Origin of the sequence: Corynebacterium ihumii (genome assembly GCF_028609825.1) — a bacterium.
GTDB lineage: Bacteria > Actinomycetota > Actinomycetes > Mycobacteriales > Mycobacteriaceae > Corynebacterium > Corynebacterium afermentans.
The window spans coordinates 2,031,923-2,048,934 of the sequence record NZ_CP063190.1; the positions used below are offsets into that span (position 1 = coordinate 2,031,923).

The 17,012-nt window shown below is 65.2% G+C and carries 15 protein-coding genes; 9 read left to right on the forward strand and 6 right to left on the reverse strand.

What is annotated here, in order from left to right; genetic code table 11:
* Position 1: 1 nt before the first annotated feature.
* Genes CIHUM_RS09890 through CIHUM_RS09910 form a run of 5 tightly spaced genes read right to left on the reverse strand, consistent with a single transcriptional unit; the run spans position 2 to position 4,920 of the window.
* Positions 2-1,291, reverse strand: coding sequence for a sulfate adenylyltransferase subunit 1 (locus tag CIHUM_RS09890; protein ID WP_035000187.1), 1,290 nt, complete (start codon positions 1,289-1,291; stop codon positions 2-4).
* On the reverse strand, positions 1,291-2,205 hold the full coding sequence (gene cysD, locus CIHUM_RS09895; RefSeq protein ID WP_035000188.1) for a sulfate adenylyltransferase subunit CysD: 915 nt from the start codon (positions 2,203-2,205) through the stop codon (positions 1,291-1,293). Before cysD ends, CIHUM_RS09890 begins: the two co-directional genes overlap by 1 nt.
* Positions 2,206-2,222: 17 nt before the next feature.
* Positions 2,223-3,002: a phosphoadenylyl-sulfate reductase gene (locus CIHUM_RS09900; RefSeq protein WP_035000189.1), complete on the reverse strand. Its 780-nt coding sequence runs from the start codon at positions 3,000-3,002 to the stop codon at positions 2,223-2,225.
* Complete coding sequence (locus CIHUM_RS09905) at positions 2,999-3,259, reverse strand: hypothetical protein (protein WP_035000191.1); 261 nt, start codon at positions 3,257-3,259, stop codon at positions 2,999-3,001. The genes CIHUM_RS09900 and CIHUM_RS09905 overlap by 4 nt, the downstream gene beginning before the upstream one ends.
* Positions 3,256-4,920 carry a nitrite/sulfite reductase gene (locus tag CIHUM_RS09910; RefSeq protein WP_035000192.1) on the reverse strand — a complete coding sequence of 555 codons (1,665 nt, stop codon included), beginning with the start codon at positions 4,918-4,920 and terminating at the stop codon, positions 3,256-3,258. The genes CIHUM_RS09905 and CIHUM_RS09910 overlap by 4 nt, the downstream gene beginning before the upstream one ends.
* Before the next feature lie 238 nt (positions 4,921-5,158).
* On the opposite strand from CIHUM_RS09910, the gene CIHUM_RS09915 reads away from it, so the two are divergent.
* The 9 genes from CIHUM_RS09915 to CIHUM_RS09955 all read left to right on the forward strand — a co-directional run bounded on the left by CIHUM_RS09915 (position 5,159) and on the right by CIHUM_RS09955 (position 15,265).
* On the forward strand, positions 5,159-6,529 hold the full coding sequence (locus CIHUM_RS09915) for an FAD-dependent oxidoreductase (protein WP_035000193.1): 1,371 nt from the start codon (positions 5,159-5,161) through the stop codon (positions 6,527-6,529).
* A 198-nt stretch (positions 6,530-6,727) separates the two neighbouring features.
* Entirely contained in the window at positions 6,728-8,434 is a 1,707-nt protein-coding gene (locus CIHUM_RS09920) for an ABC transporter ATP-binding protein (RefSeq protein WP_035000195.1), read from the forward strand.
* On the forward strand, positions 8,431-10,383 hold the full coding sequence (locus CIHUM_RS09925) for an ABC transporter ATP-binding protein (RefSeq protein ID WP_035000196.1): 1,953 nt from the start codon (positions 8,431-8,433) through the stop codon (positions 10,381-10,383). Before CIHUM_RS09920 ends, CIHUM_RS09925 begins: the two co-directional genes overlap by 4 nt.
* Before the next feature lie 112 nt (positions 10,384-10,495).
* Positions 10,496-11,779 (forward strand): Na/Pi symporter, encoded by a 1,284-nt coding sequence (locus CIHUM_RS09930; RefSeq protein ID WP_051106526.1) that lies wholly within the window; start codon positions 10,496-10,498, stop codon positions 11,777-11,779.
* Between the two features lie 12 nt (positions 11,780-11,791).
* Positions 11,792-12,163, forward strand: coding sequence for a hypothetical protein (locus CIHUM_RS09935; RefSeq protein ID WP_035000197.1), 372 nt, complete (start codon positions 11,792-11,794; stop codon positions 12,161-12,163).
* Positions 12,156-13,094, forward strand: coding sequence for a substrate-binding domain-containing protein (locus CIHUM_RS09940; RefSeq protein ID WP_051106527.1), 939 nt, complete (start codon positions 12,156-12,158; stop codon positions 13,092-13,094). The genes CIHUM_RS09935 and CIHUM_RS09940 overlap by 8 nt, the downstream gene beginning before the upstream one ends.
* Before the next feature lie 14 nt (positions 13,095-13,108).
* Positions 13,109-13,330 carry a hypothetical protein gene (locus CIHUM_RS09945; RefSeq protein WP_035000198.1) on the forward strand — a complete coding sequence of 74 codons (222 nt, stop codon included), beginning with the start codon at positions 13,109-13,111 and terminating at the stop codon, positions 13,328-13,330.
* 63 nt (positions 13,331-13,393) lie between these two features.
* Positions 13,394-14,002, forward strand: coding sequence for a DUF1707 SHOCT-like domain-containing protein (locus CIHUM_RS09950; protein WP_035000199.1), 609 nt, complete (start codon positions 13,394-13,396; stop codon positions 14,000-14,002).
* Between the two features lie 21 nt (positions 14,003-14,023).
* On the forward strand, positions 14,024-15,265 hold the full coding sequence (locus tag CIHUM_RS09955) for a pyridoxal phosphate-dependent aminotransferase (protein WP_035000200.1): 1,242 nt from the start codon (positions 14,024-14,026) through the stop codon (positions 15,263-15,265).
* 181 nt (positions 15,266-15,446) lie between these two features.
* Here CIHUM_RS09955 and CIHUM_RS09960 read toward each other — a convergent pair whose 3' ends face one another.
* On the reverse strand, positions 15,447-16,985 hold the full coding sequence (locus tag CIHUM_RS09960; RefSeq protein ID WP_243427184.1) for an FMN-binding glutamate synthase family protein: 1,539 nt from the start codon (positions 16,983-16,985) through the stop codon (positions 15,447-15,449).
* Positions 16,986-17,012: the final 27 nt, after the last annotated feature.

Sequence of the window (17,012 nt, forward strand, 5' to 3'; positions counted from 1 at the left end):
CCTAGCGCAGGCGCTTTCCGACGAGACCCGCGGCCAGCGTGTTGCCGGAAGACTGGTCCACGAGCAGGAAGTTGCCCACCGCGCCGCGGGCCGCGTAGGGCTCGACCGGCAACTCGTCGGCGGTCTGGATGGTCACGTGCGCGATCTCGTTGAGCGCGACGGCCTCGGGCGAGGTGTTGTCGCCGGCAGCACCGTCGATGTCGAGGACGCGGTCCACGCTGGCCACGCGGGCGCGCACGAACGCGGTGCCGATGCGCAGCTTCACAGCCTGCCCGGCGCGCAACTCCTTCTCGGTCAGCCCCACAACGGTGGCGGCGAACTCCCTTGTGTCTTCTGGCCGGGTTCCAGAGGCCAGGAGGTCGCCGCGGGTCAGGTCAATTTCGTCGGCAAGGCGCAGGGCCACCGAGTCGCCAGCGTGGGCGGTCTCCACCGGGCCGTCGGTGGAGTCGATGCCGGCCACGGTGGTTTTCCGGCCGTACGGGGCGAGGACCTCATCGCCGACGGAGATGGAACCGGCGTTGACGCGGCCGGCGTAGGCGCGGTAGTCGCTGGCGTGCTCGCGCAGCACGTACTGGATGTTGAAGCGGAAGTCCAGGTCGTCGGCGCGGCCGTGGTGAACCGGGATGGTCTCCAGCAGCTCCAGCACGGTCGGGCCGGTGTACCAGGGCGTTTCCGCGGACAGTTCAGCGACGTTGTCGCCCTTGAGCGCGGAAATCGGCACCACGTGCGGGTCCTCGATGCCGAGCTCGGCGGCCTTGGCGTCGAAGGTGGTCTTGATCTCGTTGAAGGTCTCCTCCGAGTAGCCGACCAGGTCGATCTTGTTCACCGCCAGGATCACGGTGCGCACGCCCAGCAGCTTGGCCACGGTGAGGTGGCGGACGGTCTGCTCCACCACGCCGTTGCGGGCGTCCACCAGCAGCACGACCACCTGGGAGGTGGACATGCCGGTCACGGTGTTGCGCGTGTACTGCACGTGCCCCGGGGTGTCGGCGAGGATGAAGGTGCGCTTATCGGTGGCGAAGTAGCGGTAGGCCACGTCGATGGTGATGCCCTGTTCGCGTTCGGCGCGGAGCCCGTCGACAAGCAAGGAAAGGTCGAGGCCCTCAAAGCCCCTGTCGGCCGAGGTGCGCTCGACGGAGGCAAGCTGGTCGGCGAGCACGGACTTCGTGTCGTGCAAAAGGCGGCCGACGAAGGTGGACTTGCCGTCGTCGACGGAGCCGGCGGTGCACAGGCGCAGGGTTTCGCGGTCCGCCAACGCGGCTGCGGCGGAAGTGGTGGTCGGGGCAGTCATCAGAAGTAGCCTTCCTTCTTGCGGTCTTCCATGGCGGATTCGCTCAGGCGGTCGTCGGCGCGCGTCGCGCCGCGCTCGGTCAGGGTGGAGTTGGCGATCTCGACGAGCACCTCGTCGATCGTGGACGCGTCCGAATCGACCGCGCCCGTGCAGGACATGTCGCCCACGGTGCGGTAGCGCACGCGGCGAGTCTCAAGCTGCTCGCCGTCGCGCGGGCCGCCCCACTCGCCCGGGGTCAGCCACATGCCGTCGCGGCCGAACACCTCGCGGTCGTGCGCGAAGTAAATCGACGGCAGGGCAATCCCGCGCGCGCCGATGTACTCCCACACGTCCGCCTCGGTCCAGTTGGAGATGGGGAACACGCGCACGTTCTCGCCCGGCAGCGTCGCACCGTTGTACAGATCCCACAGCTCGGGGCGCTGGCGGCGCGGGTCCCAGCCGCCGAAGGAGTCGCGCACGGAGAACACACGCTCCTTGGCGCGGGCGCGTTCCTCATCGCGGCGCGCGCCGCCGAGCACGGCGTTGTAGCCGACCTCCGCAATGGTCTCCACCAGCGGCACGGTCTGCAGCGGGTTGCGGGTGCCGTCGGGGCGTTCCTGCAGGTCGCCGCGATCAATCCAGTCCTGCACCTCGGCCACACGCAGTCGCAGCCCGTGCTTTTTTACCAGCTCGTCGCGGAACTGGATCACCTCCGGGAAGTTGTGCCCGGTGTCCACGTGCAACAGCTCAATCGGCATCGCCGCCGGCGCGAAGGCCCGGCGCGCCAGCTCGAGGACCACGCAGGAGTCCTTGCCGCCGGAAAACAGCAGGCCGATCTTGTCAAACTGCCCGGCCACCTCTCGGATGATGTGGATGGACTCGTTTTCCAAGTCCTTCAGGTGCGGCGACAGCTCAGGTGTCGTTGCTTGCGTCATCTTGTCTAAAGCTCCTTTTATTCGTGCAGGCCGCACTCGGTTTTGGATGCGAACGCCCAGCGCCCGGCGCGCGGGTCCTCCCCCTCGGCCACGGGCATGGTGCAGGTGGCGCAGCCGATGGAGGGGTAGCCCTGACGGGTCAGCGGGTGGATGATCAGGTCGTTATCCTCCTCGAATGCCTCCGTGTCCTCCAGCGACCAGGTCACCAGCGGGGAGATCTTCAGCCGCCCGGTGTTATCCAGGCTCAGCGCGGGTGCCTCGGCTCGGGTGGGGCCGTCGGCGCGGCGCAGGCCGGTGATCCAGCCGGCGTACGGGCTCATGTGCACCGCCAGCGGCTCAACCTTGCGCATGCGGCAGCACGCGCCGGGGTTGCGCAGGTACAAATTCGGACCGTACACCTTGTCCTGCTCCGGGCGGGTGAGCTGGGCGGTTGCGCGCACCAGCGTGTGCGAGGGGTAGCGGGCCTCAACTGCGTCGGCCACCTCGAGGGTCTCCGGGAAGTGGTACTCGGTGTCTAAAAAGAGGAAGTCCGCGTCGGGCAGGTGGCGCTCGGCCAACTCCGCCAGCACTGTGTTCTCCATGGAGAGGGTCACCGCGAGCTTGCCGGGCGCGTGCTCGTGGGCCCAGCCGAGGATGTCGGCGGCGGAGGCGTCGTAAAGCTTGGGTGCCCACTGATCTACAAGCTGGGCATTTTGCTTGGCGACGTCCTCCGGCAACGCCGCCGTCTCCCTCGGCCCTGCCGGGCTGATCTCGGGGTCGCGGAAGTTTCCTCCCGGCTGGTTGAGCAGGTTGGTCATCGCTTCTCTTCCTTCACTACTGCGGTATGCCCGTGCCGCGCCAGGGAGGCCTGCAGCGCCTCCTCCGTCGACGGCGCGGGCGCGTGCGGGGTGTCCGGATCGTCCTGGCCGTGGTACTTCACCTCGAAAACACGCAGGCACTCCCCGCATTTCCAGGCAAAGTCCGTCTCCTCGTTCGGCCAAAGGTCCTCCCCGCCACAATAGGGGCAAAACGAGGGGAAATTGCGGTTCGGATTCGGGGCTCGGCGAAAGCTCATCGCAAATCATCCTCGTCCGCGCGGGCGACCCATTGACGAAATGTTTCGCCGTCCTCGCGCTTGTCCACGTAATGCTGCACCACGCGCATGACGTAATCCGTCAGCTCGGTGGACAGCACCTTGTGGCCGCGCAGCTTGCGGCCGAAGTTCGCGCCCTCGCCGATAGTGCCGCCGAGGTGCACCTGGAACCCCTCGACCTTCTCGCCGTCCTCGTTCGCCACCATCTGGCCCTTGAGCCCGATGTCGGAGACCTGGTGGCGCGCGCACGCATTCGGGCAGCCGTTGAGCGAAATGGTGATGGGCGAATCCAGGTCGCCGAAGCGCTCCTCCAGCTCATCCGCCAGCTCGATCGCGCGGGACTTCGTGGTCACGTGCGCGAGCTTGCAGTACTCCAGGCCGGTGCAGCTGAGCAGGCCGCGGCGGAACTCGGAGGGCTTCGAGTACAGCCCCATCTGTTCCAAATCGCTTTGCAGCTTCTCGACGTCCTCCGGTTCCACCCCGAGCAACAGCACCTCCTTAAACGGAGTAAAGCGCAGGTCGGTCACGCCGTATTGCTCCGCCAGGTCCGCGAGCGCGATGAGCTGCTCGCCGGACATGTGGCCCAGCGTGGGCTTCACGCCGATGTAGACGTTGCCGTCTTTTTGTTCGTGCACGCCGATGTGGTCGCGGTCGACCAGGTTGTTGGGGGCCTTTGGGCCGTCGGCAAGCGCATAGCCCAAGTAATCCTCCTCGAGGATGCGGCGGAACTTCTCCACGCCCCACTCCTTGACCAGGAACTTCAGGCGCGCGCGGTTGCGCAGGCGGCGGTAGCCGTAGTCGCGGAAGATGCGCACCACGTTCGCCCACACGTCGGGGACCTGCTCGAGGGTGACAAATGCGCCGAGGGACTGCGCGAGCATCGGGTTGGTGGACAGCCCGCCGCCGACGTAGCACTCGAAGCCGGGGCCGAGCTCGGGGTGCTCGACGCCGATGAAGGCAAGGTCGTTGATCTCGTGGACCACGTCCTGGCGGGCGTTGCCGGAAATCGCGGTCTTGAACTTGCGTGGCAGGTTCTGGAATTCGTCGTCGGTGACGATCTGCTGGATTTTGCGGATCGCGGGGGTGGCGTCGATGATCTCGTCCTTGGCAATGCCGGCGACCGGGGAGCCTAAGATCACGCGCGGCACGTCGCCGCACGCGTCCCAGGTGTTCAGGCCGTGCTCCTCGAGCGTGTCCCAGATCGCGGGGACGTTCTCGATGCGCACCCAGTGGAACTGGATGTTCTGACGGTCGGTGAGATCCACGGTGGAGCGCGCGTAGTCGCGGGAAAGCTCGCCGACGGCGCGGGCCTGCGCGGTGGAGCAGATGCCGCCGTCGAAGCGAATGCGCATCATGAAGTACTTGTCTTCCAGGACGCTGTTGTCCTCGCCGGTGAACTCGCCACCCAGGTTCTGCTTGCGTTGGGTGTACAGGCCGAGCCACTTAAAGCGCGGGTAGAGGTCCTCGCGGTCGATCGAATCGAAGCCGCCCTTGGAGTAGACGTCGATTACGCGCTGTTTGACGTCTAGGACTGGGGATTCCTGCTTGATCTCCTCGTCGTGGTTCAGCGGCGCGGAGCCGTCTATTAGCCACTGCCCCTCCGACTTCTTCGGGCGTGTCCTGGGCTTAGTGGGTGCGCTCATCTGCTCTCCCTAAATAGACAACTCTGTACGCATCCGGGCGGCCCGGAGCTATTGCTGGCCAATAGTGCCGTACTACTCGGTCTAAAACAACTGGACCGGAGAAAGTGCCGGTTAAGGCAGTGAATGTAAACGTTTTACGGGGGTCGAGAATGAAATTATTTGCGGGTTTAAGACCACTCGGTCTATACGCTATAGTGTCCAACATCAACACACCCTTTTGCGAAAGGACAACGAACATATGAGCCTGCGCGTCGCCGTAGTTGGAGCCGGCCCAGCCGGCATTTACGCCTCCGACCTGCTAATCCGCAACGAAGAGCACGACGTCCACGTCGACCTCTTCGAGCAGATGCCCGCCCCCTTCGGCCTGATCCGTTACGGCGTGGCACCCGACCACCCGCGAATTAAGGGCATTGTGAAGTCCCTGCACAACGTGCTGGACAAGGACAAGCTGCGCCTGATCGCCAACGTCACCGTCGGCCGCGACATCACTATCGACGACCTGCGCGACTACTACGACGCCGTCGTTATCTCCACCGGTGCCGTGCGCGACCGCGAGCTGCTCATCCCGGGCGGCGACAAGTCCATCGGCGCCGGCGAGTTCGTCGGCTTCTACGACGGCAACCCGCGCTTCGAGCGCAACTGGAACCTCGAGGCCAAGGAAGTCGCCGTCGTCGGCGTGGGCAACGTGGCACTCGATATCTCCCGCATCCTGGCCAAGACCGGCGAGGAGCTCACCGTCACCGAAATTCCGGACAACGTCTACGAATCCCTGAAGAACAACAAGGCGGAAACGGTGCACATGTTCGGCCGCCGCGGCCCCGCCCAGGCGAAGTTCACGCCGAAGGAGCTGCGCGAGCTCGACGAGTCCGACACCATCCAGGTGCTCGTGGACCCCGAGGACATCGACTACGACGAGCTGTCCGAGCAGGTCCGCCGCTCCGACAAGTCCGTCGACCTGAACTGCCAGGTGCTGGAGCAGTACGCCATGCGCGAGCCGGACGACGCGCCGCACAAGATCCACATCCACTTCTTCGAAGAGCCGGTGGAGGTGCTCACCGACGACTCCGGTGCCGTGACCGGCATCCGCACCGAGCGCCAGGAGCTCGACGGCAACGGCGGCATCCGCGGCACCGAGAAGTTCACCGACTGGCCGGTCCAGCAGGTCTACCACGCCGTGGGCTACCGCTCCGAGCCGGTCGAGGGCGTGCCCTTCGACCTGGAGCGCCACGTCATCCCCAACGACGGTGGCCACGTTTTGGTCACCGCCGAAGAGGGCGCCGCACCGGAGGACAAGCTCTACGTCACCGGCTGGATCAAGCGCGGACCCGTGGGCCTGATCGGCAACACCAAGTCCGACGCCAAGGAAACCACCGACATGCTCGTGGCCGACGCGGATGCCGGCAAGCTCGCCGCTCCGTCCCACACCGGCGCCGACGACATCTTTGACCTGCTGCGCGAGCGCGGCGTGGACTACGCCACCTGGGAAGGCTGGTACAAGCTCGATGAAGCCGAGCGCGCCCTCGGCGCCGCCGACGCCAACTTCCCGCGCGAGCGCAAGAAGATCGTGGAGTGGGAGGACATGCTCGGCCACTCCCGCGCCGGCCAGTAAGCGTTTCGGCGGGCACACCCGCCGCTGCCCCAGCCGCAAACGCCGATATCGGCATTTAGCCTGAGCGCCGAGCCGCGACCTGGGCTTTTACAGCAGCTGGCGCCGTAAACGCCGATATCGGCGTTTAGGCAGCAGCAGTATCGCAGCAGCGCGGCCCCACCGGTCTAGGATTACCCCGGAGAAAAGAGAGGGGCACTCATGGATCTCATCCGCCTCACCGCGCGTTTTGGCAAGCGGTACAGCGGCAAGATCGCGCTGGTTATCGTGCTGCAGCTGGTCACGACCCTGGCCACGCTGTACTTGCCGGACTTGAACGCGGACATCATCAACAACGGCGTCGCCCAGGCGGACGTGCCGTATATTTGGCGCACCGGCCGCACGATGCTGGCGGTCGCGCTGGTGCAGATCGCAGCGGCGATCGCGGCAGTGTGGTTCGCCTCCCAGGTGGCCATGGACACCGGCCGGGACATCAGGGCCGCCGTGTACAACCGGGTGTCCGATTTCGATAGCGAGGAGATGGCGCATTTCGGCGCCGCCACACTGGTCACGCGCGGCACGAATGACGTCCAGCAGGTGCAAATGACGTTCCTGTTGTTCATGAACTTCATGGTCGCAGCACCCATCATGGCCATCGGCGGCATCATCATGGCGCTGCGCCAGGACGCTGGTATGTCGTGGCTGGTGGTCACGGCGGTGCTCGTCCTGGCCGTCGTGGTAGGCGTTACCGCGGCGATCCTGATGCCGTTGTTCAAGCGCATGCAGACAAAGCTTGACGCGATCAACGGCCTGTTGCGCGAGCAGATCGCGGGTATCCGCGTGGTGCGCGCGTTCGGCCGCGAGGACTACGAGGCCGAGCGGTTCACGGACGCGAACCAGCAGATCACCAAACTCAGCCTGAACATCGGCCGCGTGTTCGTCACAATGTTCCCGGTGATCATGCTCATCCTTAACCTCGCCACCGCGGCCGTGCTGTGGTTCGGCGGCCACCGCGTGGACGAGGGCCTGGTGGAGGTCGGTTCACTCACCGCGTTCATGCAGTACCTGATGCAGATCCTCATGGCGGTAATGATGGGCGTGTTCATGCTCATGATGCTGCCGCGCGCGATCGTGTGCGCGGATCGCATCGAGGAGGTGCTCGGGCATGAGGTGAAGGCGTCGGTGGCCGAAGGGGCGTCGATAGGCAAAGGCAACGTGCGCTTCGAGGACGTCTCCTACACCTACCCGGGCGCGGAGAAGCCGGTGCTTGAGGGCATTTCGTTCGAGGCCCGCCCGGGGACCACGACCGCGATCATCGGCGCCACCGGCAGCGGCAAGACCACGCTCGCCGGGTTGCTGCCCAGGCTGTACTCCGCCACTTCGGGCGAGGTGCTTATCGACGGCCATCCGGTCACCCGCATCCCGCGCCAGGAACTGGTCAAGGCCGTCGCGATGGTGCCGCAGAAGCCGTGGCTGTTCTCCGGCACGGTGGCGTCGAACCTGCGCATGGGCAACCCGGACGCGACCGATGATGAGCTGTGGGCGGCGTTGCGGACCGCGCAGGCCGGGTTCGTGGACGATTTGGACATGCCGATTTCCCAGGGCGGCACGAATGTCTCGGGCGGGCAGCGCCAGCGCCTGTGCATCGCGCGGATGTTTGTGGCGGATCCGAAGGTGTACGTCTTCGACGATTCGTTCAGCGCGCTGGACGCGACCACCGAGGCGAACCTGAACGCGGCGATGCGTGAGGTCGTGCAGGAACGCACTGTGATCGTGGTGGCGCAGAAAATGTCCTCGATCAGGCACGCGGACCAGATTCTGGTGCTGGAGGCCGGGCGGATCGTCGCCCGCGGCACCCATGATGAGCTGCTGGAATCCAGTAAGACGTACCGGGAGATCGCGGCAAGCCAGGCGGAGGTGGACGCATGAGCAACCAGCACGGATCCGAGCTGACCGACGACCAGCTCGCCGAGTACGAAGAGAAAATGGCCGGCGACGACTACTCCAATAAGGCGCCGCGCGAGGCCAAGCAGTTCTGGCCGTCTGCGAAGCGCCTGTTGGGGTTGCTTGCCCCGTACAAGCTGGCGCTGACGGCGGTGTTTGTCATGAACGCCGTGTCCGTGGTGCTGGCCGTGTACGCCCCGCGCGTGATGGGCCGGGCCATGGACGTGATCTTCTCCGGCGTGATGTCCAAGCACATGCCGCCGGGCACCACCAAAGAGCAGGCGATCGAGGGCCTTCGCGCCGCGGGTGAAGACCGCTTCGCTGACATGGCCTCGGCGATGGAGCTGACTCCCGGTAGCGGCATCGACTTCGACCGGCTTGGCCAGCTCATCGTTCTGGTGGTGGCGCTGTACTTCGCTGCGTCGCTGCTGATGTGGGCGCAGGGCGCGATTTTGAACAGGCTGACCATGCGCGCGGTGTTCAACCTGCGCGAGCGGGTGGAGGCGAAGATCAACCACCTGCCGCTGCGCTACTTTGACACCCGCCAGCGCGGCGACGTGATGAGCCGCACCACCAACGACGTGGACAACGTCCAGCAAGCCCTGCAGCAGTCCCTGTCCTCGCTGTTCAACGCGATCCTGACGGTGGTGGGCATCCTGGTGATGATGTTCGCCATCTCCTGGCAGCTGGCCCTGGTGGCGCTGCTGGCCATCCCGCTGACCGGCCTGGTCATGGGCCTGGTGGGCACGCGCTCGCAGCAACAGTTCACCACCCAGTGGAAGGCCACGGGCGACGTCAACGGGCACGTGGAGGAATCCTTTTCCGGCCACGACGTCGCCGTCATATTCGGGCGCACCGAGGAGCTGCGCCGCACCTTCGACGAGCGCAACAACGAGCTCGCGGGCGCGGCACAAAAGGCGCAGTTTTTGGCCAACTCAATGCACCCGACCATGCAATTCATCTCGTACCTGTCATATGTGGCCATCGCGGTGCTCGGCGGGGTGAAGGTCGCTTCGGGCAAGCTCACGCTCGGCGACGCCACCGCGTTTATCCAGTACTCGCGCCAGTTCAACCAGCCGCTCGGCGAGATCGCCGGCATGATGCAGATGCTCCAATCCGGTGTCGCTTCCGCGGAGCGAGTCTTCGAGCTTCTCGACGCTGAAGTAGAACCCGCAGACAGCACCACGGCCCGCATGGACGGCCGCGCCGAGGGCCTGGTGGAGTTCCGCGACGTGTCCTTCTCCTACACCGACGAGCCCCTTATCCGCGATTTGCACCTGCGGGTGGAGCCGGGCCAGACCGCCGCGATCGTCGGCCCCACCGGCGCCGGCAAGACCACGCTGGTGAACCTGATCATGCGCTTCTACGACGTCGATTCCGGCGCGATCACCCTCGACGGCACGGACATCCGGGACTACTCCCGCGAGGACCTGCGCGGCCAGATCGGCATGGTGCTGCAAGACGCGGTGCTGTTCAAGGGCACGATCATGGACAACATCCGCTACGGGCGCTTGGACGCCACCGACGAGGAGGTCATCGAGGCGGCGAAGGCCACCTACGTGGATCGCTTCGTGCGGTCGCTGCCGGACGGCTACGGCACGGAAGTCGATCAGGACGGCGGATCCGTCTCCGCTGGCGAGCGCCAGCTGATCACGATTGCGCGCGCGTTCCTGTCGCAGCCGGCGCTTCTGATCCTGGACGAGGCGACCTCGTCGGTGGACACCCGCACCGAGGTCATGGTGCAGCAGGCCATGCACGCGCTGCGGTCCAACCGCACCTCGTTTGTCATCGCGCACCGCCTATCCACCATCCGGGATGCGGACGTGATCGTGGTGATGGAAGACGGACGCATTGTGGAACAAGGTTCGCACGCGGAGCTCGTCGAAAAGCAAGGTGCGTACTGGCGCCTGCACCAATCCCAGTTCAGCGAGTAACCCACAGCAAATTCACACGTTTCCCAAATGTTCACCTTGCGGACACCGTTCCATTAACGCGGCGGCCATACGCTGGCGGGCGAACCTATGTCAGCTGACTGATTGGGAAACCATGAAACGTGAAGAAACCGGCGGATCTTCCGTCGTCACGGCCGACAACACCGGCCGCACCGAAGAAGACGAGAACAAGAATCTCGAGGACCTCGACGTCGACGACGACAGCGAGCGCAAGGACCCGCTCGGCTTCCTCCCACTCGACGGCAAGGCCAAGGAGATCGCCAACTGGATCGCCGTGATCATCGGCATCTGGATCCTGCTCAACGGCGTGGGCATGATCGGCGACGGCTTCAAGGGCATCGCCGGCGACCGCGCGGAGGAGCTGTTCTCCTTCGCCGAGAACCCGTTCGTGGGCTTGGCCATCGGCATCGTGGCCACCGCGATCATTCAGTCCTCCTCCACCACCACCTCGATCGTGGTGGGCATGATCGCCGGCGGCCTGCCGCTGAACATCGCGATTCCGATGCTTTTCGGCGCGAACATGGGTACCTCCGTGACCTCCACCCTGGTGGCGCTGGGTCTGGCCGGTAATAAGAAGCAGTTCCAGCAGGGCTTCTCCATGGCCACCGTGCACGACTTCTTCAACCTGATCGCCATCCTGATCTTCTTCACGCTGGAAATGCTCACCGGTTTCCTAGGCAAGACCGCGACGGCGATTGCGCCGTCGCTGTCCGGCTCCGGTGAAGGTGTGCTGGCGGGCATCTTCGAGTCCATCGGCGACTTCATCGACATGATCACCGAGCCGCTGGTGGGCCTCGCCGGCAGCCTGGTCGAGCCGCTGGGCGACGTTTGGGGCGGCGTGGTCCTGGCCGTGCTGGGCATCGTGCTGATCCTGTTTTCCATCCAGTTCATCGGCAACATCCTCAACGCGCTGCTGGTGGGCAAGGCGCAGGACATCCTGTACGCAGCACTGGGCAAGAACGCTTTTGTGGGCGTGCTCTCCGGTGCCGCCATCACCACCCTGGTGCAGTCCTCCTCCACCACCACCGCACTGACCGTGCCGCTGGCCGCCTCCGGCAAGTTCAAGGTGCGCACCCTGTTCCCGTTCGTGGTCGGCGCCAACATCGGCACCACCGTCACCGGCCTGATCGCCGCGTTCTCTGCCTCCGGTGCCGAAGCCGAAGCCGCGATGGCGGGTGCGTTGGTGCACACCCTCTTCAACACCTTCGCCGCAATCCTGATCCTGGGTGTGCCGTTCCTGCGCAAGCTCCCGCCGGCCGGCTCCGACTGGCTCGCAGCCATGGCAACGAAGAACAAGCTCTACGTCTTCGCGTGGATCGGCGGCGTGTTCTTCCTCATCCCGATTCTGGCCGTGTTCATCTCCAACGCACTTTCCTAAGGAGCCCCCGAAATGACTACTCCCGAGAACCCGACCAACGCTGAAAACACTCCGGGCGAGACCCCAGACCTGTCCCCGCTGGCGCAGGACCTGATTAACCGCGAAGCCCCCGATGCCGAGCTGCACGCGCTGCTGCACGAGCTGGAGGAGACCGCAGACGAGCTTCGCGGCGAGCTGCAGGCCCGCCTGGGCAACCGCGACAAGCTGGAAGGCGAACAGGCCCGCGCCCACCGCAAGATCAACCCGAACGTCACCCCGGAGCAGGAGGAAGAGCTGAAGAACTTCCCCGAGTACTGGGCGAACTCCAAGGGCTCCTGGAGCAACCTGTTCAAGCTGCTGCGCGAACTGCGCAACGAGGTGCGGGAAGGCAAGGGTAATGCGTAAACGACTCACCGCGGCTGCTGCTTTGGCCGCCGTCGCTGCGCTGGCCGTCGGCTGCGGCAACGACACCACCCCGGGCGAGGACGCCATCAAGGTCACCGGCTCCTCCACCGTCGAACCGATCACCGGCTACATGGCCAACCGCTACGACTTCGACGTGGACATCGACGCGGTCGGCTCCACCGACGGCTTCGAGGTGTTTTGCGCCGGCGACGCCGACATCAACGACGCCTCCGTGGCCATCCCCGGCTCGAGCGCGGACGTGGACTACCAGAAGCAGTGCGCCGATGCCGGCGTGAACTTCATCGAGCTGCCCATCGCTTTGGACGCCATCACGCTGGTCAAGCACCGCGACAACGACTGGGCCCAGGACCTGTCCATCCAGCAGCTGCACGACATCTGGGCGAAGGACTCTTCCGTGACCAAGTGGTCGGACATCGACCCGTCCTGGCCGGACGAGGAAATCACCCTCTACGGCCGCCCGGACGGCTCCGGCACCCTCGGCGTGTTCGAGCAGCTCGTGCTGGGCGGCGACGAGATCCGCGACGACTACCAGTCCACCGACGACATCCAGGAACTGTCCAAGTGGGTCTCCGAGGACGTCAACGGCCTGAGCTTCATGGGTATCGGCAACTACCTGGCCACCGAGGACCCGACGCGCAACCGCATCGACAACGTGCTTGTCGACGGCGTGGCACCGACGGCGGAGGAGACCAAAAACGGCAACTACCCGCTGGCGCGCCCGCTGTTCATCTACGTCAACGAGGACTCCGCAAAGCGCGAGGACGTCAACGAGTTCGTCACCACCTACCTGGACAAGGTTGAGGCCGTGCTGCCGCGCGTGTACTTCTACCAGCTGCAGGAAGACGAGTACGACAAGGCGAAGAAGCGCTACGAGGACCGCGAAACCGGCGCTGACGAGCGCTGGCAGTAAGTAGGATCAGGCGCATGACTACCGAAAACGAAGGCCTGTACACCAACATCGAGACCGGGAAGACCGCTGCCGGCCAGGACGCCGCGGGCGGCGCGAACCAGAACATGGACACCCTGCCGCTCGGCGAGGGCGTGCGCACCGTCGAGGAAGCCGAGAACCACGAGGACAACGCTCGCTGGAACGACGGCAACCTGCCGCGCGAAGAGGTCCGCGACGGCTCCCGCGAGGACAGCTAGCCGCACGCGCAACCACCGCCCCGGACGTGCACGACAGCCGTCCGGGGCGTTACTATATGCGGCGTGAGCACCCCATACGGCAACTTCAGAATCGGCGACCAGGAGCGCATGGACGCCATGGACACCCTCGGCCGCGCACTTGGCGAGGGCCGACTCAACATGGGCGAGTTCGATGACCGCTGCCGACAGGTCGCCGAAGCACAGGTCCACTCCGACCTGGAACCGATTCTCGGGGATTTGCCGCCGCAGCAGCAGGCCGGGGGTGCCGTCGATAGGCAAGAAGTGCACCCGGGCGACGTGTTTTACAGCGGCCGCGAGATCATGCAGGCGCGGCGCTCCGGCAAGCGCATGCGCGCGGGCGTGTTTTGGCTGGGCACGGTAGGCGCGTTCGGGCTCACCGCGCTGCACCCGGTGTTCCTGCTACTCATCCCTACCCTGTTCATCCTGCTGTACGTAATGAAGGTCGGCCCGGACTCCTGGTACACCCCCACCCTGCGGCAGCTGGAGCAGCAGCGCCGCCAGGAAATCAAACGCCGCCAGCTGGAAATCGAATCTGCCAAGGCGCACCAGCAGGCCATGATGCGGGTGCAGCGTAGGGACCAGTTCAACCAGCTGACCTCGGACGCGCTCGATGTTGCACAAAACACGATAAACCGCTTCCGCAAACAGTAAAGAAGCCTACAGTGGAGTGGCATGAGTGAGCCACTGCAAAAGCACCGTCATTTCGACCAAGCGGACAAGTTGAAGAACGTCTTCTACGACATCCGCGGACCGGTGACCGCCACTGCGGAGAAGATGGAGCGCGACGGCCACACCATCCTGAAGCTCAACACCGGCAACCCCGCCGTTTTCGGTTTCGAGGCGCCGGACGTGATCATGCGCGACATGATTGCCAACCTACCCGCCTCACAGGGCTACACCACCTCCAAGGGCATCACGTCCGCACGCCGCGCGGTGGTTACGCGCTACGAGATGATCGACGGCTTCCCGCCCTTCGACATCGACGACGTTTACCTGGGCAACGGCGTGTCCGAGCTGATCAGCATGACCACCCAGGCGCTGCTCAACGACGGCGACGAAATCCTCATCCCCGCCCCCGACTACCCACTGTGGACCGCCGCGTCCACGCTCGCCGGCGGCAAAGTCGTGCACTACATGTGCGACGAAGAGGACGATTGGAACCCCTCGCTCGAGGACATCAGGGAGAAAGTCACCGACCGCACCAAGGCGATCGTGGTGATCAACCCGAACAACCCCACCGGCGCCGTGTACTCGCGCGAGGTGCTCGAAGGCATCGCCGACATCGCCCGCGAGCACGAGCTCATGGTGCTTTCCGACGAAATCTACGATCGCGTACTTTACGACGGAGCTTCGCACATCTCCATGGCAGAAATCGCCCCGGATCTCGTGTGCATCACCTTCAACGGCCTGTCCAAGGCGTACCGGGTGTGCGGCTACCGCGCCGGCTGGATGGTTATCACGGGCCCAAAGCGCCGAGCTGCCGGCTTCATCGAAGGCCTCGACCTGCTTTCGGGGACCAGGTTGTGCGCGAACGTGCCCGGACAGCACGCCATCCAGGTGGCTCTTGGCGGCCGGCAGTCCATCTACGAACTCACCGCCGAGGGCGGGCGCCTGCACAAGCAACGCAACGTCGCAGTGCGGAAGCTCCGCGAAATCCCCGGTGTGTCCGTGGTGGAGCCGAAGGGTGCGCTGTACTGCTTCCCCAAGATCGACGCGGAGATGTACAACATCCACGACGACGAGAGGTTCATGCTGGACCTGCTCAAATCCGAAAAGATCCTCATGGTCCAGGGCACCGGCTTCAACTACCCCACCCCGGACCACTTCCGCGTGGTCACGCTGCCGTGGGCGTCGCAGTTGGAAAACGCCATCGAACGCCTGGGCAACTTCCTGGTGGACTACCACCAGCACTAGAGGCTCGGCGCGCGGGGGCTCGGCGCGCGGGGTTCCAGCGGCGACCGTGGCGAGGCATCCTGCGCCTATGACTTCTGCGCCCGTGCCCGGGGAGACGTTCCGACACAGATCTGCTAGTTCGTTCGGAATACCTCCCGAGCGAACTAGCAGATCGGTGCGGGCCTGGGAGGTGGGCTGGGAGCTACGCCACCGGGCGGAAGGTGTCCGGAGAGGCGGCCTTCCAGTCGGGGGCCCAGACCGAGGGAGCGTCTTCGAGCAGTTGCCCCGGGCGCAGCCACTCGTAGATGGAGGCGTAGGAGCGCGACTCAGTCGGCGAGACGCTGCGGCGCAGCATGTGCGGGGTGAGCTCGGACGGGTCGGCGACACCCATGGACGCCATGAGGCGCACGGCAGTGTTGACGGTGGTCTTCTGGAAGTTGTAGACCGCCTTGGACTTGTCCTCCACCACGATGGCGCGGTTGCGGCGCGGGTCCTGGGTGGCCACGCCAGTGGGGCACTCGCCGGTGTGGCAGCGCTGGGCCTGGATGCAGCCGGTGGCCATCATCATGGCGCGGGCGGAGTTGGTGTAGTCCGCGCCCTGGATCATCCGCATGACGATGTCGGAGCCGCCGGAGACTTTGCCGGAGGCGCCGATCTTGATCTGGTCGCGAAGCCCGGTGCCCACCAATGCGTTGTGCATCAGCATCAGGCCGTGGGTCAGCGGCATGCCCATGTGGTCTTCGAAGTCGATGGGCGCAGCACCGGTGCCGCCTTCGGAGCCGTCCACCACGATGAAGTCAGGCGCGGTGCCGACAGTGCGGATGGCCTTGCAGATGGCCAGCACTTCCCTGCGGCTGCTGACGCACATCTTGAATCCCGCCGGCTTGCCACCGGAAAGCTCGCGCATCTGCGCAATGAACTCGATGAGCTCGACCGGAGTGCTGAACACGCGGTGCGCCGCCGGGCTGATGCAGTCCACGCCCATGGGCACGCCGCGGATCTCCGAGACTTCCTTGGTGATCTTGTCCGCCGGCAGCACGCCGCCGATGCCGGGCTTGGCACCCTGGCTGAGCTTCAGCTCCACCATCTTGACCTGGTCGTCCTGCGCTTTGTCGCGGAACTTGGCCGGGTCGAAGCCGCCGTCCTCGGTGCGGGCGCCGAAGTAGCCGGTACCCATCTGCCAGACCAGGTCGCCGCCATTTTCCTGGTGGTACGGGGAGATGCCGCCCTCGCCGGTGTTGTGGGCGAACCCACCCATGGCCGCACCCTTGTTCAGAGAGCGCACGGCGTTTTTGGACAGCGAGCCGAAGCTCATCGAGGACACGTTCAGCATGGAGATGGAGTACGGCTTGGTGCAGTCCTTGCCACCCACGAGCGCGCGGGGCGGCTCGGCCGGCTCCTCCACCGGGGCGATGGAGTGCACGAGGTGCTCGTGGTTGGAGTCGTAGACGTCCTGGACGGTGCCGAACGACGTCTCACTCTGCTTGCCCTTCGCACGCTCGTAGATGGCGTTGCGCTGGTCGCGGTTGAAGGGGCGGCCGTCCCAGTCGCGTTCGATGAAGTACTGGCGCAGCTCCGGACCGATGTCCGTGAGCAGGTAGCGCATGTGCCCCAAAACGGGGTAGTTGCGCAGAATCGGGTATTTGGTCTGTGTGAGGTCATGAATGGCGACACCACCCAGCGCTGCTGCGGCCGCGCCCAGGGCGCCCTTGGCAAACTTTCCTGACTTCTCCTTGGACATGCGGACTATCATGCCCCACTCAGCCAG

What these genes read in the sequence shown, in the direction of transcription:
- CIHUM_RS09890 (WP_035000187.1), bottom strand. Translation starts at nt 1,291, where the DNA reads ATGACTGCCCCGACCACCACTTCCGCCGCAGCCGCGTTGGCGGACCGC.
- cysD (WP_035000188.1), bottom strand. Translation starts at nt 2,205, where the DNA reads ATGACGCAAGCAACGACACCTGAGCTGTCGCCGCACCTGAAGGACTTG.
- CIHUM_RS09900 (WP_035000189.1), bottom strand. Translation starts at nt 3,002, where the DNA reads ATGACCAACCTGCTCAACCAGCCGGGAGGAAACTTCCGCGACCCCGAG.
- CIHUM_RS09905 (WP_035000191.1), bottom strand. Translation starts at nt 3,259, where the DNA reads ATGAGCTTTCGCCGAGCCCCGAATCCGAACCGCAATTTCCCCTCGTTT.
- CIHUM_RS09910 (WP_035000192.1), bottom strand. Translation starts at nt 4,920, where the DNA reads ATGAGCGCACCCACTAAGCCCAGGACACGCCCGAAGAAGTCGGAGGGG.
- CIHUM_RS09915 (WP_035000193.1), top strand. Translation starts at nt 5,159, where the DNA reads ATGAGCCTGCGCGTCGCCGTAGTTGGAGCCGGCCCAGCCGGCATTTAC.
- CIHUM_RS09920 (WP_035000195.1), top strand. Translation starts at nt 6,728, where the DNA reads ATGGATCTCATCCGCCTCACCGCGCGTTTTGGCAAGCGGTACAGCGGC.
- CIHUM_RS09925 (WP_035000196.1), top strand. Translation starts at nt 8,431, where the DNA reads ATGAGCAACCAGCACGGATCCGAGCTGACCGACGACCAGCTCGCCGAG.
- CIHUM_RS09930 (WP_051106526.1), top strand. Translation starts at nt 10,496, where the DNA reads ATGAAACGTGAAGAAACCGGCGGATCTTCCGTCGTCACGGCCGACAAC.
- CIHUM_RS09935 (WP_035000197.1), top strand. Translation starts at nt 11,792, where the DNA reads ATGACTACTCCCGAGAACCCGACCAACGCTGAAAACACTCCGGGCGAG.
- CIHUM_RS09940 (WP_051106527.1), top strand. Translation starts at nt 12,156, where the DNA reads ATGCGTAAACGACTCACCGCGGCTGCTGCTTTGGCCGCCGTCGCTGCG.
- CIHUM_RS09945 (WP_035000198.1), top strand. Translation starts at nt 13,109, where the DNA reads ATGACTACCGAAAACGAAGGCCTGTACACCAACATCGAGACCGGGAAG.
- CIHUM_RS09955 (WP_035000200.1), top strand. Translation starts at nt 14,024, where the DNA reads ATGAGTGAGCCACTGCAAAAGCACCGTCATTTCGACCAAGCGGACAAG.
- CIHUM_RS09960 (WP_243427184.1), bottom strand. Translation starts at nt 16,985, where the DNA reads ATGTCCAAGGAGAAGTCAGGAAAGTTTGCCAAGGGCGCCCTGGGCGCG.